15 protein-coding genes are annotated in these 20982 nt (G+C 64.8%); 8 read left to right on the top strand and 7 right to left on the bottom strand.

Annotated elements, in window-relative coordinates:
• Positions 1 to 54: 54 nt before the first annotated feature.
• The 5 genes from ACZ5B4_RS15310 to rbsK all read left to right on the top strand — a co-directional run bounded on the left by ACZ5B4_RS15310 (position 55) and on the right by rbsK (position 7315).
• On the top strand, positions 55 to 2700 hold the full coding sequence (locus ACZ5B4_RS15310; RefSeq protein ID WP_464912105.1) for a PEP/pyruvate-binding domain-containing protein: 2646 nt from the start codon (positions 55 to 57) through the stop codon (positions 2698 to 2700).
• Positions 2701 to 2912: 212 nt separating this feature from the next.
• Complete coding sequence (locus ACZ5B4_RS15315) at positions 2913 to 3827, top strand: sugar phosphate isomerase/epimerase family protein (RefSeq protein WP_464912106.1); 915 nt, start codon at positions 2913 to 2915, stop codon at positions 3825 to 3827.
• A 129-nt stretch (positions 3828 to 3956) separates the two neighbouring features.
• Complete coding sequence (locus ACZ5B4_RS15320) at positions 3957 to 4940, top strand: 3-keto-disaccharide hydrolase (protein WP_464912107.1); 984 nt, start codon at positions 3957 to 3959, stop codon at positions 4938 to 4940.
• Between the two features lie 379 nt (positions 4941 to 5319).
• A complete protein-coding gene (locus ACZ5B4_RS15325; protein ID WP_464912108.1) occupies positions 5320 to 6318 on the top strand; it encodes a GRP family sugar transporter in 999 nt (332 codons plus the stop codon).
• Between the two features lie 67 nt (positions 6319 to 6385).
• Complete coding sequence (gene rbsK / locus ACZ5B4_RS15330) at positions 6386 to 7315, top strand: ribokinase (protein WP_464912109.1); 930 nt, start codon at positions 6386 to 6388, stop codon at positions 7313 to 7315.
• 639 nt (positions 7316 to 7954) lie between these two features.
• On the opposite strand, the gene ACZ5B4_RS15335 is transcribed toward rbsK, so the two are convergent.
• Positions 7955 to 9067, bottom strand: coding sequence for a M28 family peptidase (locus ACZ5B4_RS15335; protein WP_464912110.1), 1113 nt, complete (start codon positions 9065 to 9067; stop codon positions 7955 to 7957).
• A 616-nt stretch (positions 9068 to 9683) separates the two neighbouring features.
• Between ACZ5B4_RS15335 and ACZ5B4_RS15340 the strand changes: the two genes are divergently transcribed.
• Complete coding sequence (locus tag ACZ5B4_RS15340; RefSeq protein WP_464912111.1) at positions 9684 to 10781, top strand: carbon storage regulator; 1098 nt, start codon at positions 9684 to 9686, stop codon at positions 10779 to 10781.
• 185 nt (positions 10782 to 10966) lie between these two features.
• Positions 10967 to 12007, top strand: coding sequence for a 6-phosphogluconolactonase (locus ACZ5B4_RS15345; RefSeq protein ID WP_464912112.1), 1041 nt, complete (start codon positions 10967 to 10969; stop codon positions 12005 to 12007).
• Between the two features lie 106 nt (positions 12008 to 12113).
• Here the strand turns inward: ACZ5B4_RS15345 and ACZ5B4_RS15350 are convergent, their stop codons facing one another.
• Together ACZ5B4_RS15350 and ACZ5B4_RS15355 are read right to left on the bottom strand one after the other, a co-directional pair.
• On the bottom strand, positions 12114 to 12503 hold the full coding sequence (locus ACZ5B4_RS15350) for a diacylglycerol kinase family protein (RefSeq protein ID WP_464912113.1): 390 nt from the start codon (positions 12501 to 12503) through the stop codon (positions 12114 to 12116).
• Between the two features lie 143 nt (positions 12504 to 12646).
• Positions 12647 to 13687, bottom strand: coding sequence for an ROK family protein (locus ACZ5B4_RS15355; RefSeq protein ID WP_464912114.1), 1041 nt, complete (start codon positions 13685 to 13687; stop codon positions 12647 to 12649).
• A gap of 268 nt (positions 13688 to 13955) precedes the next feature.
• Between ACZ5B4_RS15355 and ACZ5B4_RS15360 the strand changes: the two genes are divergently transcribed.
• A complete protein-coding gene (locus tag ACZ5B4_RS15360) occupies positions 13956 to 14810 on the top strand; it encodes a fumarylacetoacetate hydrolase family protein (protein WP_464912115.1) in 855 nt (284 codons plus the stop codon).
• A gap of 38 nt (positions 14811 to 14848) precedes the next feature.
• On the opposite strand, the gene ACZ5B4_RS15365 is transcribed toward ACZ5B4_RS15360, so the two are convergent.
• The 4 genes from ACZ5B4_RS15365 to ACZ5B4_RS15380 all read right to left on the bottom strand — a co-directional run bounded on the left by ACZ5B4_RS15365 (position 14849) and on the right by ACZ5B4_RS15380 (position 20939).
• A complete protein-coding gene (locus ACZ5B4_RS15365) occupies positions 14849 to 15859 on the bottom strand; it encodes a DUF1559 family PulG-like putative transporter (RefSeq protein WP_464912116.1) in 1011 nt (336 codons plus the stop codon).
• Positions 15860 to 16119: 260 nt separating this feature from the next.
• A complete protein-coding gene (locus ACZ5B4_RS15370; RefSeq protein WP_464912117.1) occupies positions 16120 to 18774 on the bottom strand; it encodes a hypothetical protein in 2655 nt (884 codons plus the stop codon).
• 164 nt (positions 18775 to 18938) lie between these two features.
• Entirely contained in the window at positions 18939 to 19511 is a 573-nt protein-coding gene (locus tag ACZ5B4_RS15375; protein ID WP_464912118.1) for a HEAT repeat domain-containing protein, read from the bottom strand.
• Positions 19512 to 19577: 66 nt separating this feature from the next.
• Positions 19578 to 20939: a Gfo/Idh/MocA family oxidoreductase gene (locus ACZ5B4_RS15380; RefSeq protein WP_464912119.1), complete on the bottom strand. Its 1362-nt coding sequence runs from the start codon at positions 20937 to 20939 to the stop codon at positions 19578 to 19580.
• Positions 20940 to 20982 lie beyond the last annotated feature (43 nt).

Here is a 20982-nt window from a genome sequence, read left to right on the forward strand (position 1 = left end):
TACAATGAGTCTTGGGCGCATCCGTCATCGGCGTTCTCCGGAGGATCGTACGAAGTGAAAGTCACCACGGGTTTGGCGGGATTGGATCGGGTTTTTCACGGGGTCATGCCGGGCGATAACATCGTTTGGCAGGTCGAGTCCGTCGAGGATTACAAGGCCCTGGTCATCCCTTACGCCGAAACGGCGCGGAAGGACGGCCGGCGGTTGATCTACTTCCGCTTCGCCGCCCATGAGCAGTTGTTGTCCAACGACTTCGGCGCGGAAATCCACCACGTCGATCCCAACCTCGGCTTCGAGAGCTTCGTGCGAAAAGTGCACGCCGTGATCGAGGAGGCCGGCGAATACGCGTTCTACGTTTTCGACTGCCTCTCCGACCTGGCGAACGTCTGGTCGGCCGATCAGATGCTGGGCAACTTCTTCGTGCTCACGTGTCCGCGGCTCTACGTCCTGCAAACCGTCACCTACTTCGCCATCTACCGGAATTATCACGCCTCGTTCGCGTTGACGCCGATCACCGAGACCACGCAGTTCCTGCTGGATGTTTTTCGCCATCAAGACCGGCTCTACATCCGGCCGATCAAGGTCCAGCACCGCTCCTCGCAGGCGATGAATGCGATTTACGCCTGGGAGGATGGCGATCAATTCCGACCCATCACCGGCAGCGCCATCATCTCGGAGATCCTTTCCGCCAGCCGTTGGCCCGGCTTGCGACTGGACGCACGCCAGGGCTTCTGGAAACGCATCTTCGACGAGGCGCAATCCGTGTACGAGGATGTGCGGCGCGGGCTCTGTCCGTCGCAGCGCGAGAAGGAAGTCTTCCAACGCCTGGCCCGCATGGTCCTCTCCCGCGACGAAGGAATGTTGAGGCTGGTGGAACAGTACCTCTCGCTGGAAGACATCTTGATGATTCGGGACCGCATGGTGGGCATCGGCCTGATCGGCGGCAAGGCGTTGGGAATGCTGCTGGCGCGAGCGATCCTGAAACGCCATGCCCCGGACCTGTACGAGCGGCTGGAGACGCCCGATTCCTTCTTCATCGGGGCCGATGTATTTTACACCTTCTTGATTCGCAACGGCGTCTGGTGGCTGCGGCAGCAACAGCGCCAACCGGAGACGTTCCTCCAGGGGATCCACGAGGCGCAAGAGCGGATTCTGCGAGGGCAATTCCCTTCCTACACGCTCGACCAGTTGCAGGCCATGCTCGACTACTTCGGCGAATCGCCGTACATCGTTCGCTCCAGTTCCCTGCTGGAAGACGCCTACGGCAACGCCTTCGCGGGGAAGTACGACAGCATCTTCTGCGCCAACCAAGGTCCGCGCGAAGAACGCTTCCAGGCCCTGCTCCACGCCATTCGACAGATCTACGCCAGCGTGTTGAGCGAGAAGGCCCTCCGCTATCGCGCCCAGCGCAACATGCTGGATCGTGACGAGCAGATGGCCCTGTTGGTCATGCGCGTCTCGGGCGATCGTTACGGGGACAAGTACTTTCCGCTGGTCGGCGGCGTGGGCTTCTCCTTCAATCCGTACGTGTGGCATCGCGACATCGATCCGCGGGCGGGCGTGGTGCGGCTGGTGTTCGGGCTGGGGACGCGGGCGGTGGATCGCGTGGACGACGACTACACCCGGCTGGTCGCCCTCAATGCCCCGTTTCGCCGACCCGAGAACAATTTCGACGAGGTCTGCGAATACTCCCAGCACCGGGCCGACTACTTGGACCTGGCGGCCAATCGCCTGACCTCCGGCCGCATCAACGAGCTGATCGAACAGACGCCCGGCATCCCGCTGGATCTGGTCGCCTCCCGCGGGGCGGACCAATCGGGAGACTCCTGTTGCAGCCTGGCCGTCACCTTCGAAGGGCTGCTAAAAAAGACGCCCTTCGTCGCCGAAATGCGGCGGATTCTGCACACGTTGGAAGAGGCCTACGGCACACCGGTGGACATCGAGTTCTGCCTGAACGTGCTGCACGGCATGGACCCGTATCGCATCAATCTGTTGCAATGTCGCCCGCTTCAGGTCCAGGGTACCGAGAACGTGAACCCGGCGTCCGTCGTCGTCCAAACAAAGGATCGGATCATCGAGGCGCACGGGGCCATCGTCGGTCCCAGCCGCCTGATCCGGGTGGACCGCTTCGTGTACGTCGTACCCCGTCTGTACGCGGAACTGCCGCTCCGCCGTCGTTCGGAATTGGCCCGGGTCCTGGGACGCATCAACGCCGCGTCGCCTCGGGAAGAGACGGCCGTGATGTTGTTGGGACCGGGCCGCTGGGGAACCTCCAGCCCGGACCTCGGCATCCCCGTCCCCTTCGCCGAAATCAATCAGGTGTCCGTGCTCTGCGAGATCGTGACCATGCGCGAAAACCTGATCCCCGACGTTTCGCTGGGTACGCATTTCCTCAACGAACTGGTGGAAATGAACATCCTGTATCTGGCGATCTTCCCCCAGAAGAATCGCGACTTCTTGAACGAAGAGTTCTTCTTGAATCATCGCAACCGCCTGCCGGACCTGGTTCCCAACCCGGGCAGGTGGGCCGATTTGGTGCGGGTGGTGGACGCGGCCGACGTGGTCCCGCCGGAATGCTGCATCGCCTTGCTGGCCGACGCCACGCGCCAAGAGGCGACCGTCTTCCTCGCCGATCGCAGTCTGGTCGCTCCCTCCGCCGCTGCGATGAACGATGCGGAAGGGCTGGAATACTACCTGTGACGCACCGTGCGGCCGGCGCAAGCGTCGCACGGCACGCCGTTCCCGGCCCGCGAGTAGGAGCCGCCGGCGTGTACCGTCGGTGAAAGCGCACGCGGCACGTTCGCCACTTGCGGACGGCGGTACCGCGGAATTATCCTGATAGTCCGGTCGATACATGGGCAATGGTGCGTCTCTCACGAGACGCTCTCGGCAATGGAACAAGGAGCACGATGATGATGCGGCGACGCGAATTCTTTCGCTGGACGGGTACGGCGGCCTTGATGGGGACGGGAATCACGGCAGGGGCGGCGGGGGTCTTCGCCGCGCCGGGCGAGATCTCGCAGCCCAAGGCCGGCGCCAAGCTCCAACTCTCCAGCCAGTTGGGCGTCATCCCCGGCAAGAGCTTGGAGGAAAAGCTGGCCAAGATGAAGGCCTGGGGGTTCGACGCGGTGGAATTGCCGGGTGACGTGGTGGGCAAGGTCGAGCAATTTCGCAAGGCCGCCGCCGATGCCGGACTGAAAATCAGCGCCGTCTGTTGGGGCTCGGCCGGCGGGGCCCTCGTCTCCGACAACGCGGATCGCCGGAAAGAGGGCATCCAAAGGTTGAAAGAGACCCTCTCGGCGGCCGGTGAGCTGCAATCCACCGGCGTGATCTACGTTCCCGCCTTCAACGGGCAAACACCGCTCACCAACCAAGAGATTCGCAAGATCCTGCTGGACATCATGCCCGAGATCGGCGAACATGCCGTCAACGCCAAGTCGCGGGTCTTGTTCGAGCCGCTCAACCGGGGCGAGGCGTACTTCCTCCGGCAGGTCGCGGATGCGGCCGCCATTTGCCGCGACGTCAACAGTCCCGGCATCTGCCTGATGGGCGACTTCTACCACATGTACATCGAGGAGCCGAGCGATTTCGCGGCCTTCGTGGCGGGCGGACCCTGGCTCCATCACGTTCACCTGGCCTCGCGGCGGCGCGTCCTCCCCGGCCAGGACGAGCGCTCGTTCATCGACGGCTTCCGCGGATTGAAGTGGGTGGGTTATCAGGATTATTGCAGCTTCGAGTGCGGCTGCGACGGCGATCGCGAGGTCGAGATCCCGAAGTCCGTGGCCTTCCTCCGCGAGCAGTGGGAAAAGGCCGATCTGCCCGGATGATCCGCGGCGGTGGGCGGCCGGCGCCCGGGTCGGCGGCGGAGCCCAGTTCCGTGCGCGATCCTCGGCGAGCCGATGCCGCCGTGCGTTCATGAGATGTTTGCGGTCCGTTGGATTCGAGGAGATGCTGCCATGTTTATGCGCCCAAGGTTGTTGGTTGCGTGTTTGGCGCCGGCGGTTCTCGCCTTCGCGGGAGCTTGCGCGGCACAAGAGATCATCGACGTTAAGGAGGCCGCCAAGGACCCGGACTTCGCGATCCAGGGCGAGTACGTCGGCGAGGGCGTCGCCGAGGATGGCGCCCGGGGGAAGGTCGGCGCCCAGGTGGTGGCCCTCGGCGACGGCAAGTTCGATGTCTACGTGCTCATCGGCGGCCTGCCCGGTGATGGCTGGACGCCCGACCGGGACCGCATTCGCTTGTCGGCCGTGCGAGACGGCGAGACGGTCAAGATCGAAGGCGAGGGCGCGGTGGGCGAGATCAAGGGCGGTGTAATGACCCTGAGCAAGGGCGACGCCAAGGCCGAGCTGAAACGCATCGAGCGGAAAAGCCCGACCTTGGGCAAGAAGCCGCCCGAGGGCGCGGTGATCCTTTTCGACGGCAAGAGCGGCGAGGCCTTCGAAGGCGCCCGGCTGACGGAGGACGGCGCCCTGCTCTCGGAAGTGACCACGAAGCAGAAGTTCAACGACTATCACCTGCATTTGGAGTTCCGGTTGTCGTGGATGCCGAAAGCCCGCGGTCAGGCCCGCTCCAATAGCGGCGTTTATCTCCACGATTGCTACGAGGTGCAGGTTCTGGATTCGTTCGGCTTGACGGGCGAGGACAACGAGTGCGGCGGGATCTACAAGGTGAAGAAGCCCGACGTCAACATGTGCCTGCCGCCCCTGACCTGGCAGACGTACGACATCGACTTCACGGCCCCGAAGTACGAGGATGGGAAGAAGGTGGCCAATGCCCGGCTGACGGTGCGGCATAACGGCGTGGTCATTCACGAGGACTTGGAGTTACCGGGCGCCACGCCGGGTCGCCAGGGGGAAGGACCGGGCCCTCGCCCCTTCCATCTCCAAGGCCACGGGAACAAGGTCGTCTACGGCAACATCTGGTTGGTCCCCAAGCCGTAGCAACACCCCCTCGTAAGCGGCCGGCGTTCGTTCCGGTCGCGATCGTCCCAACCATCGTCCCAGGGCGAAGGCGCCGGCCGTCTTCGCCCGTTTTTTCGGTTCCTTGCGAACCGCCGGGCCGAGGGTATGGGCGGCCGGGTCTCGCTTTCAGGCACGGCGGGGCTTGGCTTCCGAAGTCCGAGCCGGGGCATTGTTTCGGATCGGGCGGTGGGTTAGAATCCTGACCGACCGGGCGGGGTCGCAGACGGGGCGCGCGGTTCGGCGGGAAACATGCGATCGGCATCCGTGATCACGCGCGGTCTGATGGCAGCGCCTCTTCGCGGCGCACTTGGGTCGCTCGAGCGTATCAGGCAAATATCGTAGTCCAGGGAGTCGCGCCATGTTCGTCTTGGAGAGTTACGCGGCGGCCGTCGTCTTCTGCATCATCACCATGTTGTGTTGGGGATCGTGGGCCAACACGCAAAAACTGGCCGGCCGCTCCTGGCGATTCGAATTGTTCTACTGGGACTACGTGATCGGCGTCTTGCTGACGGCCTTAATTTTGGCCTTCACGATGGGCAGCATGGGCGACAAAGGCCGGCCGTTCCTGGAAGACCTCGCCCAGGCCCAGTGGCCGGCTCAGGGCTGGGCGCTCCTCGGCGGCGTCGTTTTCAATGCGGCCAACATCCTGCTGGTGGCGGCCATCGCCCTCGCCGGCATGGCGGTCGCCTTTCCGGTGGGAATCGGTTTGGCCCTCATCGTCGGCATGATCGTCAATTACATCAACCAGCCCACGGGGAACCCGATCCTGCTGTTCTCCGGGATGACGCTCGTGGCGGTAGCCATCGTGTTGGACGCGCTGGCCTACCGGCGGTTGCCCTCGCAAAAGGAATCCGGCGGCGGCATCAAGGGGTTGGTGCTGTCGATTTTGTGCGGCCTGCTGATGGGCACCTTCTACCTCTGCGTCGCCCGATCCATGGCCGAGGACCCGGTCGCCCTCGAGGCCGGCAAGCTGTCGCCCTACACGGCGATGGTCTTCTTTTCGTTGGGCGTCCTGATCAGCAACTTCGTGTTCAATACCTTGCTGATGCGGTTTCCCGTGGCCGGCCGACCCGTGGCGTTCGCCGACTACTTCCGCGGTTCGCCGCGAGATCATCTGTGGGGCATCGTCGGAGGCATGATTTGGGGGGTAGGCATGACGATGAGCATCATCGCGGCCGGCAAGGCGGGTTTCGCCATCTCCTACGGATTGGGCCAGGGCGCCACGCTGGTGGCGGCCCTGTGGGGCGTGTTCGTGTGGCGTGAGTTCCGCGAGGCCCCGCCCGGTACCAATCGCTTGCTGGCCGCCATGTTCGCGGCCTTCCTGATCGGCCTGACGACGATCATCCTGTCGCGGTGATCACGCCCGCCGTCCCGTTTTCGACCGAAGTGAGCCGACCTTCTTCCCTTGCCGGTGAGGCTGTAGCATGAAGACTCCGCACGTGGTCGTGGTAGGCAGCTCCAACACGGACATGGTGGTCAAGACCGCCCATTTGCCCAAGCCGGGCGAGACGGTGGTCGGCGGTACGTTCGTGATGGCGGCGGGCGGCAAGGGCGCCAATCAGGCGGTGGCGGCCGCCCGACTGGGCGGCAGGACGACCTTCATCGCCAAGGTGGGCGACGACCTCTTCGGAAAGCAAGCCGTCGAGGGGTACCAAAAAGAGGGCATCGACACGCGCTGGGTCTTTCGCGACCCGGAGCGTCCCACCGGCGTCGCGCTGATCCTGGTGGAGGAGAGCGGTGAAAACCTGATCTCGGTGGCATCCGGGGCCAATGAAGCCCTTGCGCCGGAGGATATCGACGCGGCGGCCGAGGTCCTGCGTTCGGCCGACATCGTGGTTATGCAACTGGAAATCCCGCTGCCGACGGTGTGCCGTGCGGCGGAGATCGCGGCGGCGGCCGGCGTGCCGGTGATCCTCGATCCCGCGCCGGCTCCCGCCCGACCCCTTCCCGAAGACCTGCTGCGGCACGTCACGTATCTCAAACCGAACGAGAGCGAGGCGGAGCGTTTGACGGGCGTGGCCGTGGCGGACGCGGATTCGGCCCAAGTCGCGGCGGATCGCCTGCTTGCGTCCGGCCCGCGGGCCGTCGTCATCACGCTGGGCGCTCGCGGGGCGCTGGTCGTGGAAAGGCCCGGCGAAGGGGTGATGGTCCCGCCGCATACCGTCTCGGCCGTGGACACCACGGCGGCGGGAGACGCCTTCAGCGGGGCGCTGGCCGTGGCGCTGGCCCGGGGCGAGTCGCTGCCGGATGCCGCCCGCTTCGCCGCCGTGGCGGGAGCCTTGGCGGCATCGCGGATGGGAGCCCAACCCAGTCTGCCCACCGAGGCCGAGGTTCGCGCCGCGCGGCTTACCTGACGCCGATCCGGGGCGCAACCCGCTGAAGAAAGGGCCGCAAAAGGCGCCGCGATCGAACACGCATTCCCGGCAAATGCACCGCGGGCTTATGGCGGCGGGTTAGGAGCGGGTTGACCCTGCTGATCCGATTTCGCGCCTCCGGAGCGACGCGGTCCGTTTGATCTCCGTTTTGAGATCGTGGTATCCGCCGCAGCGTCTTCGGCGACGCATCGCGGCACGCGTTTTGCAGCGGGCGAATCGGCGGTTTTGGCCCTGGTTTCCCTGCCGCCGCAAGCTAAAATTCAAGGGAGCGAGAGGCCGCCCGACACCGCGGCTGAAATCGCTCGAAGAGGCAACGTTGTGTGGAGTTTTCGCCGGCCTTTCGCCGATACATTCGACGGAACATTCGGGCCGATTGCAGGAACCATTGGGTCAAGCCGCTTGAGTATATTCCGACGGAGGTGCCAACCCTTACGCGTGAACCAGGGTCGTTTCAACGGCTTGTGCAGGTGCACGCCGGACCCTCGTTCGTCTCGCAGCGACGCATCCAGTCGCAATATCGCGGCGGCTTGATCCGATAAACCGCCGATTCTTCCGGTTCGCCCGGGAGGTCGGCGGTTTTCTTTTTCCCCTGGCTGCCGGAGCCGGCGGGCAATCGGCCTACGGAACCCTCGCCCGGTCCAGGCCCCGCATCCACTCCAGCACCACCCACCCCACCTTGGCCAGGCTCAGGGCCGAGCACTTCTCCGGCACGTCCTGCTGCGTATGCCAATAGGGATAGTCGAAGTCGATCAACACGATCGCCGGGATCCCGCCGATGTTGTGTAGCGGGATGTGATCGTCGCGAATCTCGTATTTTTTTCGGGGTATGAATTCTCGGATGCGAAGTCGCGCGGCGGTCGCCCAAATGTCGTCCACAATCCAGCGCGTGTCGCGCCACCAAGCGCTGTTGCGCTCTTGATAAATCTGGAGGTCGGCATCTCCGACCATATCCAGCAGCACCGCCGCGCGGTAACGCCAGGGCCGCTCCTTTGCGGATCGGGCGTATTCCCGCGCGAAATACTCCGAGCCTTGAAAGTACGGCTGCCACTCCTCGAAGAGGTATTCCTCGCCGTCGAACAGCACCAGGTCCACGCCGAAACGCCGGGGGAATTCCGCGCTGTATCGAGCCATGGTCATGAGGATCGCCGTACCGCTGGCGCCGTCGTTGGCGCCGACGAATCGCCCGCGCGGATTGACGGGATCCCGCAGCGGCAGGGGGAGCGTATCGTAATGGGCGCACAAGAGGATGCGGTCGCCCCGTTCGGGGAAGAACCGCGCGATGACGTTGGCCATCGGCACGGCTGCGCCGGAGCGGGGGTCGCGGCCCGAGAATTGCTGAAGCTCCACCTCCGCCCCCAGTTCCGCGAAATGCCGCAGCAATAGCTCTTGCTGGGCCTTCATGCCGGGCGATCCGCTCGGCCGCGGACCGATCTCGCACAGGCGTTTGAGATTTTCGTAAGCGTCGGCCCCGTCGAAGGGAATCTGTTCCAAGCGATAGGACGAAACCGGCGTCTCCGCTTGGCCGTTGCGGGGTTGCAGCGAAATCAGAGCCGCCGCCGGCACGAGCGCCGTGACCGCGATCCCGCCGCACCACCATATTGCGTTCCGCAGGCTTAAGCCGCGACAAGGCCGGCCGACACGCTCGGTCTCGGTGGGGCGGCCCGATGCCTCGGCCGGGCGAGAGCGGGGAGCACGCTCGGCGGAAGTTTTCTTGCGAGAGGAATGAACCATTTCACGGCTCACTGGGTACGATGGTCCCCCGGCGCGGCTTCGATCCCGGCGAAGGCCTCGCCGGTTAGAAACCATGCGGCAAGGGGGCGTGCAGTATTGCTTTTCCCCCCTCCGGCGACGGCGGGGAGGGGTGAAGCCATCCTAGCGACGGTGCCTTCATCATATCGTGCGCCCCGGCGCCGGGCCAACCGCGGATCGCGGACGCCCCCGCTTCCAACGCCGGCTTATGCCGGCCGCTCGTGCGCTATGCCGTACTTTTGGTGAGCCCGTACTTTCGTGAGCCGCCGGCGTGAGCCCGAGCTGCATTTCGCGAGTCCGAAGGGAGCCGCTAGCGTGAGCCGGCGGTGTTGCAAACTTTGGGCATGCGCGGACAAACGTCGGGCGTCCGCCCGAGGTGGAATCCTTGGCTCGCCGGGTAACGATGGGGTCTAGCCCCCAGGAATCGGTACGGTTTGACGGCCGTTCGCAAAAACCGATTTTAAAAATTGCTATTTGCGGTTTCGGGGCGATTCGGTATAACGTCCTTTGGATACGTGAGAGTGTGTCTCGCGGCAAGGAAGTCTCGATTCCCTCTATTGCGCAGCGGTTCGACCGAGGAAAGGGCAAGTCTCGGCCTGTGTCGTCGGCGTCGTTCGGCGGCACGCGGCGGCACGCGGCGGCGGAAGGAATCCGCCGCGGCAAGTCGGTCGGCAGCCTGGGTCAACCGCAGGCGGCCCGAGCGGGGCTTGGGCGGCGTCTTGCCCCAAGTTCCGCCATCAGCGTCACGTGCGTCGTCCCGCGCAATGCGCCGTCACGGGGAGGCGGTGATCAACCGTCGGCTCGCGCCCTGCCGGGTGCCGGGCAACCGACGTTCGGCAGTCCGCGTTGGAACCCGGTCCGAGTTTGGGAAAGGATTCGCGTCAAGGAGGGAGCCATGTTGGTACTCAGTCGTCGCCCCAATGAGAAGCTGGTGTTGCCCACGGTCAATGTGGCGGTCCAGGTGGTCAAGATTCTTGGCAACGCCGTCCGCTTGGGGATCGAAGCCCCGGACGACGTGCCGGTGTATCGGGAGGAATTGCTGAAGGGGCAAGAGGTGGGGCCTGCGGTAGGACGCCGTCCCGCCGTGAATCCGGCTGGGAATACGGCCGATTCCGTGGAACGGTCGTCGTTGGCCCAAGAGCAGTTGGAGCGGATTCTGGACTGCCTCGGCTTTGCGTTCGATTTCGCGCAGGCCGCGCTGGATCGCGGTGAAATCCAAGAGGCGCGGCGCGTGCTGGACAAGGCCTTTCGGCACGTAGAACGAATCCGGTCCCAGTGCTTGGGCCCCAAGTCGGCGTCCGGCTCGCGCTCTCCCCGTCTGTTGCTGGTGGAGAAGGACCCCGAGCGGCGCAAGAACATGGCCGAGACCCTGCGTGCCGCCGGCTACGAAGTGGAGGCCGTCGAAGACGGTTGCCGCGCCGTGGATGTGCTGAGCCGTCACGGTCGCCCTGACATCGTGCTGCTCGATTTCGCCCCCGCGCGGTCGCCCTGCGAGGATGCGGCGGCCACGGTCCGGGCGATTCGGAGCAACCCGGCCTGGAGCCATCTCAAGGTCATCGGCTTGGGACGAAAAGGCGAGGCCGAGGTTCACGTCAGCGTCGACACCCGCGGTGTCGATCGCTGGATCGAAACGCCCCATTCGCCGGAATCGCTGATCTCGGGCGTGGAATCCGAGGCGGGCTCCGTCCGCTTCTAAGCGATCGACTCTTGACGCCGCGAATGCGCCGGGCAAGACTGTGCTGATCGGAATGGTGCGGTTCGGGGGGAGACCCCACCGTCCGCCCGGCGACCGCCGTCTTGCCCTCTTGGATCGTGCGGGCGCGGCGATTCGAGCTTGGGAACGGGAATAAGATTGGGACCAAGTCAGGGATAAGCACTACCATGACCGAGTCGTTGCCGTCTCGGAATTTGGAGTCCGCCGATGGGCGGGAATGGTTGCGGCCGGAGTTCCCCTTGGACGCGCCGCCGCCGCAGCGAGTCATCCCGACGTCGGGACCGGCCGTGGCCGTCTATGATTCGGCGGAAGAGATGGGCTGGGCCTCGGCGGTGAACCTGGCCGCTGAGCAATGTCGCCTGGCCGAGGAAAAGGAGGAGCTGAGTTTCATCATCATGGCGGCTCCGTCCGCTTTTCCGTTCTATCGGGCATACGTGCGGTTGGCCGAGTCCTCGCCGCGCCTCCGCCGTGCGATCTGGAAAACGCATTTCTTCCAATTCGACGATTACCCGTTGCCGGCCCATCATCCGGCCTCGTTTCGATTTCTCCTGTTGCAGCACTTCTTCATGCCCTTGGCGACGTTCACCGATCCGGCCAAGGTCCATCTGTTCGAGGCCGATGCCGCGGATCCCGACGCCGCCGCCCGCCGCTACGAAAAGACGATCTTGGAAAGGGGGCTTGATCTGCAATTGATGGGTATCGGCGAGAACGGGCACTGGGGGTTCCACGAGCCGGGCATTCCGCTGGAAGGGGCGCCACGCTTCATGCGCGTAGCGCTGACCGGCGAAAACGTCGATCAGCAGATGCGAGATCACCCGCACCTCTTCCGCCGGCCGGAAGACGTGCCCATGTGCGCCTACACCGCCTCCGTACCCCTATTCCTCACCACGCGGCACTTGATCGAGGGGAACGTCCCGCAGCCGGGCAAGGCCCTGGCGTTGCTGGCGGCGTTCGGTTCCGAGGCGATCCACGAGTCGGTGCCCGCCGGCGCCTTGAAACGCCATCCGCGGGCGGTGGTTCGCACCACGCAGGCGGCGGCCTGGGCGCTGGCCGACTATCGCGAGAAGGGCGTCGTTACTCGCGACGCCGTCAATCGCTTGGCGGATAGCCTTCGCGGACCGCGGACGCCGGATACGCAGTCCCTCGTGGTTCGAATCCGCGAAACACTCGCCGCAGTCGGGATTGCGATGGAGGATCTCGCCGCCTGAATTGGGCGGGAGGCGGCGGTCTCCGCCGGTCGGCACCGGCGACTCAGGGAAATCATCCAGAACGCCCACGCCATGCGCCGCGGGCGAGCCGCGTGACCAAGCCGCCCTACAACCAGCCCAGCAAGCGGAAAATGTGCCGGCCGAAGATGATGCCGCCGACCACCGCCGCGCCCAGCGACGCCATCAGCACCGCCGCGCTGGCCACGTTCAAGGCGGTCTCGATGTGCGGATGGTAGTCTTCGGTCACGGCGGGGGCCATCCATTCCAGGGCGCTGTTGACCAACTCCGCCGTGAAGACCACGGCGATGGAGAGGATCAGAAGGCACCATTCCGTCTCGGTCACGCGAAACAAGGCGGCCGCCGCCATCACGGCGAATGCCATGGCGAAGTGGACGGCAAAGCTGTTTTGCCCGACGATGCCGTACCAGAGGCCGCGGAAAGCGTCGCCGAACTTTCGGCCCCAAGTCCTTTTCGGTTTGATCGGTGGGCGCGGCACGCCGAGATGCTCCTCTTTCGATCCGGGGGCAAGGCGAATCCTCGGCCGACGGTTTGACTGGGAACCCCTTGTTCCCCGACATTTGCGACGAGCAAGCTTGTCGTGAATCGTCGGGCGTCTTTCGGCGGGGACGGTCGCGGCGGTCATCCGCGATCGCGGCGACAGACCATGCGGGCGATCCCCGCCGCCCCGATAAAACCCGCGTCACCGCCCAACGCCGCAAAACGGATACTAACCTTCTCGACCAGAGCCGGGAAGGCCCGCTCTCGAATTTCCTCGCGGATGCGTTGCAAAAAGCGACGGCCGATCGGCGAGGCCTGGCCGCCGAAGGTCATCGCCCCTCCCAACAGTACGACGGAGGGATCGAACGTGTGCAGGAGGGTGACGATACCCAGTCCCAGGTAGCGCGCGGTTTCGAGGATGATATCCAGGGCCTCGGCGTCGCCCTCGTGGGCGAGCGCGGCAATCAATCGGGGATTGAGCGTCTCCCCCGCCGCCATCCGCTCGGCAATCGCCCGGCATTTCCCCGCGTCCAAAAGTTCTCTCGTCCGGTTGACCACGGCGGTGGCGCTGGCGAAGGCCTCCAAATGGCCGGTCTTGCCGCACGAACAGATGGGGGCGGCGGGGGAAGGATCGATCAGGATGTGCCCGCACTCCGTACCGTGGCCGTGTTCGCCCTCGATAATGACGTCGTGGACAATCGCCCCGCAACCGATACCGGTGCCCAGCGTCAAGAGGACGACGCTGCGGAAGCCTCGACCCGATCCGATCCACATTTCGCCGTAGGCCGCGGCCGAGGCGTCGTTCGACATGACCACCGGCATGCCCAAGTGCTCCGCCAGGCGATCACGGATCGGAAAGCCGTGCCAGCCGGGGAAATTGGTGGGGTTCACCATCACTCCGGCCTGATAGTCCAAGATGCCGGGGCAGCCCAAGCCGATCCGTGCTATCTCCGTCGGTTGCAGCCCGATTTGGGCGATCATGGCGTTGACCCCGGCCGCGATCTGTTCGACGCAGTTTTGCGGACCGGCGGCCACGGCGGTCGGGATGTCCTCGGCGCGGCACACCGGTCGCCCGAGGTCATCCACCACTCCCAACTTGGTACTCGTCCCCCCCAGGTCCACGCCCACATAGAACGGGGCTACGGCCCGGGCCAAAGGAATGGGGTTTACATCCGGTGCCATGTCCTGGATCTCCGGGAGATTAGCGGCAATGCTCGCCGATTTGCCGGTTTGTCCCTTTCGACACGCAAGCGCCGCCCTGCCGATGATCCCTGATTTGGCGGTGAGGGTCATCCTTGGCGAGGGGATCGGCGGCGATTCCCTTCCATGGTGATTCATCACCGTAGGTTTGACAACCGTTTTCCCTCCCGTCTAAACTGTGAAAAACCGGAGCTGGTACTTGTTGGGGCCGGCGGTCTTGGTCCTCGTAACACGCAGTAGGAGGTTTCCCGTGCGACTTATTACTTATCAATCCGAAAGCGGGCCGCGTGTGGCCGGCTTGCGCGAGGGACACTGGATCGACCTGAATGCCAACGATCCCGGTCTACCGGACGACCTACGTGCCCTACTAGCCATGGGGCCGGACGGCCTGAAGCGGGCGGCGGAGGTGATCGTTTCCGGGAGGCCGATCGAAAATCCGAACCCGACGCGCCTTGCCCCGGTACTGTCGCCCGAGAAAATCATCTGCGTGGGCTTGAACTACGCCGATCACGCCCGAGAAAGCGGTGCCCAGCCTCCCCCCGTTCCGGTTATTTTCAACAAGTTTCCCACCGCGCTGATCGGTCCGGAGCAGCCGATTGTTGTCCCACCGGTCTCCCAAGAGGTCGATTTCGAGGCGGAGCTGGTCTTGGTCATCGGGCGGCAGGGGCGGAATATCACACAGGACGACGCCCTGGATTATGTGGCGGGCTACACTTGCGGCAATGACATTTCGGCCCGAGACTGGCAGCTCCGCAAACCGGGGGGGCAATGGCTCCTCGGAAAGACGTTCGACACCTTCGCCCCGACGGGCCCCGAATTCGTCACGGCCGACGAATTGCCCGATCCCAATCGCCTGCGCATCTGCTCACGACTCAACGGCGAGGTCATGCAAGATTCCAGCACCGCACAGTTTATCTTTTCCGTGCAATACCTAGTGAGCTACATTTCTCAAGTTTGCACGCTCAAGCCGGGGGATCTGATTTTCACGGGCACCCCTCCCGGAGTCGGGTTCTCGCGCCAGCCTCCGGTGTTTCTCAAGCCCGGAGACGTGATCGAGATCGAGGTCGAGGGTATCGGCGTGCTGCGGAATCCGGTGGCGAGCTGACGGGGAGAGCCGTTTCCCGAGCCGCCGTCCCGAGTCGGCTACTGCGGCGAGACGACCTCGTTTCCCGCCCGAGTCGCCATCGCCCGCCAAACGCCGATCGCTACAGTATTCGAGACATTCCGCACGGACCCGTCCATCAGCAGCGTATTGACCACGCCGGTGTGATAGCTCCGCGCGGTGACGGCGGCATAGGTGGGGACCGTGGCGGATTTGCCCTCCTGCTGGTTGTTCCAGTCCACGTCGTAGGCAACACCGCCGAGCGTGCAGAGAACGCGGGTATTCGGCGGGAACATGGCGGTGATTCCGGTTTGATGGGCTCGCCCGTCCACCCATTCCGTGTGCCCGCTGTTCGTCTTGAAATCCCCTCCCAGCGTACAAATGGCGGCGGGGTCGGTGAGGTCCTGCGGCGGCGGCGTCAAACCGGCGTTGCGATAGTACGGCGTATAAGCCTTCACCTCCGCCGCGGCCAGGGTTTGGCTTAGACCGTCCACGAATTCCGCGGGCGTCGTTGATCGATAAGGGCGAAACGCCCCGTCGCCGGATCGCTGCGTGACGGGGTCATAAACGAACCAGACGCCCAGGTTGACTCCATAGTTGATCGGGAAATGGACCGGCTGACCGTTCTGAAGGCGAGGCTCGGCTTGGATCTCGCTCGGACATACATAGACCGGCACCCGATGACCGCTGAGACGCACACCGTCCGGAAGAAGCACGGAATCATAGCTTTGCCGGAAGTCAATGTTGTCATAAAGATTTCCCTGTTCCAAATAGGGCAGTAACAGTGCCTGCGCCGACCAATCCGTGCCTAGGTGTCCCCCGTAGCTGGGCGGAAAGGCCCTGTTGACGTTCTCGAAGTTGTGTAACGCCAAGCCGATCTGCTTGAGATTGTTGACGCAGGCGGATCGCCGGGCGGCCTCTCGGGCGGCTTGGATCGCGGGCAACAAGAGCGCGATCAAGATGCCGATAACGGCGATCACAACCAAGAGCTCGACCAAGGTGAAGGCCGTACGTTTCGCCCGCGGAGCAGAAGACGATGCCATCCGGTTCATGGAAACCTCCTCTTGAAAAACCAGTTATTCTGGAGTCGCCATAGCAATGAGACTGAGTCTCAGTCCACTTTTATTCCAGCATTATAGTACGGCATTAGTTCAAGTAAAGCGTTACATATTTGCTGATATTTTGCGATCGGCGGGCCGCCGCCAACGCTTCCGCTCGCGCGTTCAGGCGTATTGCAGCCCGGTGTGGAGCTGCCGGTGCAGAAGGCGGCCCCATACAGTGCCGATGCGTTCCGATGGGACGCCGACCGTGGCTAGGGAGAAGGGCGATTGTTGAGCGGCGTGCCGGTCGCTTCGGCCGGGGATTCCATCAAGACCTCGACGTGCGCCGTCACACCTTCCGGTGCGACGAGTGCTTCGACCTCCAGGCCGCGGAGCCAATTCAAGGGCGGCGTGAGGAATCCGGGCGGAGGTGCGGCGGCCAAGAAACGCCGCTCCGACTCCGGGGCGAACGCCGTCGAGGTCCACCGCGGCGTCCCCCCCTCGTCGGTTTGCAGCACGTACTCGCCCTGGAGCGGGCACTGGAGTTTGACGTCCAGCAACAGTTCCGCGGCGGTCTTGCAGTCCTCCACGGGGATGTGCAGTTGCTGCCGGAAGTCGCGCAGCAACCGCAGGTTTCCCAGCGACGTCTGCTTGGTTCGCCAATACACGTAGCTGTTGAGCAGCGGCGTGATTTGGGCGGCGGATAGGTCCCCCAGGCTCACGCGGATTTGGGCCTCGCGGTCCGTCTCCTCCCAGCGCAATTGCGGGGTGACCGCCGCCAACACCTCGTACTGGAACGAGTATACCGACATCCCTCCCATTTCCCGCCGCCACAGCCCCAACAGACCGCGGCTGAACCCGTAGGCGTCGGGCCGGGAACTGAAGGTGCGATTGAGCTTGGCCAGCGTTCCCGGCTCGCCCGTCTGGCCGATGTAGCCGATCATGACGTCGCGAAGCCGGCCGGTCGGGACGATGCGTCCGTCGCGGACCTCGATGGGAGGAACGATGTCGGCCAGTCCCCCGAAGAGCCGCCCGCGGTTGAGGATCACCTCGAACTGCCCGATGTTGCCCGGTATGGCGGCGTGCCGCATTCGGTCGGCCGGCCCGAGCGACTGCATCAGGCGATCGTAGTTTTCTTTCGCCAGGGGAGTGACCCGGGCGTCGATGACGATACGATCCCGGGTCTTGCCCAGGCTTTCCCGCCGGACGGCCGCCGTAATGGGGTCCAGCCGCCGCCATTGCGAGGCGTAATGATCCAGAAACCGCCGGTACATGTCGGTCTCGTAGCGGCTGACCGCCGTGACGGGCAGATCGGCGATGGGGACGAAGGCGCCCCGACGCCCCCGCAGCGAATCGACCACGCCGCCGTTTTCCAGCACGGCCCGGCTGCCGTCGCTCCGCGGGCCGAAGGAAGGCGGAAGGAATCCCGTCCGAATCAAGTCGGCGGGTTCGCGGCCATCCACGCCTTCTCCTGCGGCGGCCAGCAGGGCCAACTCCAAGAGGTCCATATCGGCCAGCGCCTGCACGCGGCGCTGCGTCTCGATGCGGTATTCCGGCCCCGTCAGCTTGCGGAGAAAACCGCGCGAAACGTACACGAAGGCGGTGTCTTGGCGCGAGACGGGAAACAGGCTCCGGGCGTGACGGAACTCGGGGTCGTCGGCCAGGGAGCGAACGCCTTGCCCGGCCTCCAAGAACCGTTCGGCCAGCGCACGGGAACTGGTGATGAGGTGGAAATCGCCGTCGGCTGCGTAGTACGAGCGGACCGTGCCGTCGCTCGAATGCAGGTAGGAGACCTGCCTCCCGGCCACGGTCACCGTCTCTTCCGTCACGTCGCCTTGTTTCAGCCGCTCCCTTCGCTGTTGCAAGATGTCGGTGGCGAAGAGCGTGCTGTTGCGGGCCTGGAACAGCAGGCCGAAGGACGCCCCCTCGTGAAAATACAGGTCGAAGCCCACGATGGCCACGTCGGCCACGACGGTCTCGCCCAAGAGCCGCGCCAAGGCCGATTGCCGAATCACAAGCTGCTGCTCCATGCGGCGACGAATCTCGTAGTTCAGCGAGCGGAGCGCGACCAGGTTTTGGAAATCGCCGCCCCATTTTTGCAGGGTGTCTTGCAGCCACAGAAAATTGTTGAAGCCGCCGAAGCGGCAATAGAAGGATTCGGCCGGGACGTGGCGCGCCAGGGGTTCGATTTCGATCGATCCGTCGGGCGGAGCGATGGTCGGGGCCTCATCCGGCCAAGCCGCCGGAAGCGGTTCCGAGGCCGGCCCCGCGAAGGCGTCGGGCGAGGTGAAGCGGCTTTGCATCATCGCCGTGCGGAGCGGCTCCGTGCTCAGCGCCAGCCCCAGTTCCGTCCGGAACCACTCCTCCCAGGACTTGCCGCTCAATCGCGGCGAGGGCAGGCCGAAGCGTTGGGCCAGCATCAGCCTCAAATAGTTGGCGGCCAAAGGAGGGTAATCCGACTTCGGTTCCAGCAGACCGCCCTCCGCGGTGTATTGCTTCCACCAGGCCCGCAGCAGGCGGTTATAGCCGCGCGGGTCGGGTTGCGGCGCGACCGCCAGGCGAAGCCGCTGCCGACCGGCGACGGTGATCTCCAGCGGTTCATCGCCGGTGAACAAGAAGTAGATCGTAACACGGGGCACGGCGTTGACTAAGTCGGCGAAGAACCCGCCCACCGGCGAAGGCGTCTCGGTAGCCGGATAATACACGCGACCGGAGGCTTCCTCCACCAGGATGCCGTCCGCGCCGAGCGGTTCCGGCATCATCCCGGGGACGGCCGGCACCGTCAGGCGTCCCACACCGAACGGCCGACCGGGAAAGGCCTCCGCCGTGATCTGCTGGGCCGCACACGTCCCGGCGATCAAGACGAAACCGAAAAACACCGTGACGGCCGTCGCCGTCGGAGACACTCGCTCCACCTGCGTCTTCATGGCACGCTCCTTCCGTACCCTGCATTGTAGCGTGCCGCAAGACGATGGTTGGAGCGAGAGCGGGATGCCGTCCTTTCCAGGGCGTCTCGAGGGCGACATCTTGGACGACCAGGGGGTAAACGTCGCGCGAGCGAGTGCCTCGCTCCGCCCCGTGGCAAGCCGGTTCAGCGTCCCACCGGCTTGACCGACGTGGTCTTTCGCGGCTGGAGCTTGGGGCACGGCGGCTGCGGGACGTCTTGGCCCAAGCGGCGGAGCGAGCAGGCGATGGCGGCTTGGAAGTCGCCTTCGGCTCGGGCGTAGCCCGCCTGAAGCACGGCCAGCGCGTTCTCGCCGCCGATCCGCTCGAGGCACATCCGCGTGTCTTCGCCCAGCTCGGGATGCATCAGCAGCGCGGTACCGATGGCCTGGTCGATCTCCCAATCCTGCGTGATTTCGGAGAGCATCCAGAGGACGTCCCGGGCAAGTTGGGTGGGAAGCCCCGAGATCAATTCTCCCAGAGCGGTGACGGCGGCGCTGCGGACCATTTCGCGGCCGGGAGCGCCGGCGTAACGGACGATTTGCCACATGGCGCGATTGGCGGCGCGGGCGACCTCGAGTTCGCCCTCGGCGGCAAGCCGGGCCAGAGCGGGCAGGGCGGTCGGGCCCACCGCTCCCGCGGCCGACCATGCATCGCGCCGGACAAACGGATCGGACGATTGCAGGGCCTTCAACAGGGTTTCAACGGTCAGTTCTTCCACGGCAAGGTTCCTATCGCGGTTGGAGCTTCAGGGTCTCATGCGTCCTCGATCGAGATCAGAGCCGGATCAGAGATGGTAGGGGTGACGTTGGGGCCGAGACATCAAGCGACGGGCCTCCTCGTCGCCCACGATCTCCTGCTTGGCCTGGTCCCAGTGCAATTTTCGACCCAGCATGTAGGCCAAATTGCCGAGGACGCAGAGATTGGCGACGCCGACGCCGGCCTCCACGTTCATGATCGTTTTCTTGCCGGTGAAGATGCCCTCGAACCAATCCTCGAAGTGGCCGGGACTTTGATACACATCCCGGGCGCCGGGCGGGGGGACCCATTCGCGGGCCTTCTTTTCGATCCACGTCCCGCCGTCTCCGCCCCAATGGTGAAAGGTCCCGCGATCGCCACGATACACGGCGCCGTAGCCCGGCCGGGTGATCTTGCCGCCGGGTTCCTCGCCCGTCCGCTCTTCGGGCGGGACCGGCTCGCCCGGCTGATTCCACGTCAGCACCCAATCGGGATCCTTGAAGGTGTAGGTGACCTGCATTTCCACGCAGGAGTCCCAGAGGCCTTCCTCGGGAGGCGTGCCCGTGGCCTCGACGGTGACGGGACCCGTGCCGTCGGCCCCCATCCACCACATCGCGCAGCTCATCACGTGTGCCCCGCGGTCGCGGATCTGCCCTCCCCCGGATTCCAACAGCCAGCGAAACACCCCGTGGAGATACTTGGCGTTGTACGGTCGCCAACGTAGCGGACCCAGCCAGAGGTCCCAGTCCAGTTCGGGCGGCGGGTCGGCGTCGGGGGTATGGCTCTTGTCCACCGGGCTGGGATAGTGCCAGCAATCGACGCGGCTGATCCGCCCGATGTTCCCGTTCACCAGATAGCGATGCGCCAGGTAGGCCTCCTGTTGCGAGCGGCCTTGCGAGCCGATTTGGCCGGCGATCTTATTCTTGCGGGCGGCCTCGACCATGGCCTTGCCTTCCTCGATGGTGCAGCAGGCCGGCTTTTCGCAGTAGATGTGCTTGCCGCACTCGGCTGCGTGGACGAACTGCACGGCGTGCCAGTGGTCGGGCGTGCCGATGACCACGGCGTCCACGTCCTTGCGCTCCAAAATGTAGCGGTAATCGCGATAGACGTCGGCCTGCGGTCCGACCAGCTTGGAGGCCGCCTCCAGCCGCCGATCGTCCACATCGCAGACCGCCACGTGCTCGCACAGCCCCTTTCGGCGCAGGCCGTCCATTTCGCGGTACAACGACGCACCGCGTCCGCCCACGCCGATGTGCGCCACACGGACCCGTTCATTAGCCCCGGGTTTGCCTTGGGATGCCAGAGCGCGGGGCGAAATCAACCGGGGCGCAGCGATGGCGGCCCCCGCCGCCGTACCCGCCGCTTGGAGGAACGTGCGGCGGGCGACAAGATCGCGTTCTTTTCGATTCACGGATGGGTCTCCCAATTCCTGGAGGGGCTTGATCGGACGGCGC

The organism is Thermogutta hypogea, assembly GCF_055386265.1.

Bases quoted from the DNA above. Each gene is read 5' to 3' on its own strand.
- ACZ5B4_RS15315 (WP_464912106.1), top strand. From the start codon at position 2,913: ATGATGCGGCGACGCGAATTCTTTCGCTGGACGGGTACGGCGGCCTTG.
- ACZ5B4_RS15320 (WP_464912107.1), top strand. From the start codon at position 3,957: ATGTTTATGCGCCCAAGGTTGTTGGTTGCGTGTTTGGCGCCGGCGGTT.
- ACZ5B4_RS15325 (WP_464912108.1), top strand. From the start codon at position 5,320: ATGTTCGTCTTGGAGAGTTACGCGGCGGCCGTCGTCTTCTGCATCATC.
- rbsK (WP_464912109.1), top strand. From the start codon at position 6,386: ATGAAGACTCCGCACGTGGTCGTGGTAGGCAGCTCCAACACGGACATG.
- ACZ5B4_RS15335 (WP_464912110.1), bottom strand. From the start codon at position 9,067: ATGGTTCATTCCTCTCGCAAGAAAACTTCCGCCGAGCGTGCTCCCCGC.
- ACZ5B4_RS15345 (WP_464912112.1), top strand. From the start codon at position 10,967: ATGACCGAGTCGTTGCCGTCTCGGAATTTGGAGTCCGCCGATGGGCGG.
- ACZ5B4_RS15355 (WP_464912114.1), bottom strand. From the start codon at position 13,687: ATGGCACCGGATGTAAACCCCATTCCTTTGGCCCGGGCCGTAGCCCCG.
- ACZ5B4_RS15365 (WP_464912116.1), bottom strand. From the start codon at position 15,859: ATGAACCGGATGGCATCGTCTTCTGCTCCGCGGGCGAAACGTACGGCC.
- ACZ5B4_RS15370 (WP_464912117.1), bottom strand. From the start codon at position 18,774: ATGAAGACGCAGGTGGAGCGAGTGTCTCCGACGGCGACGGCCGTCACG.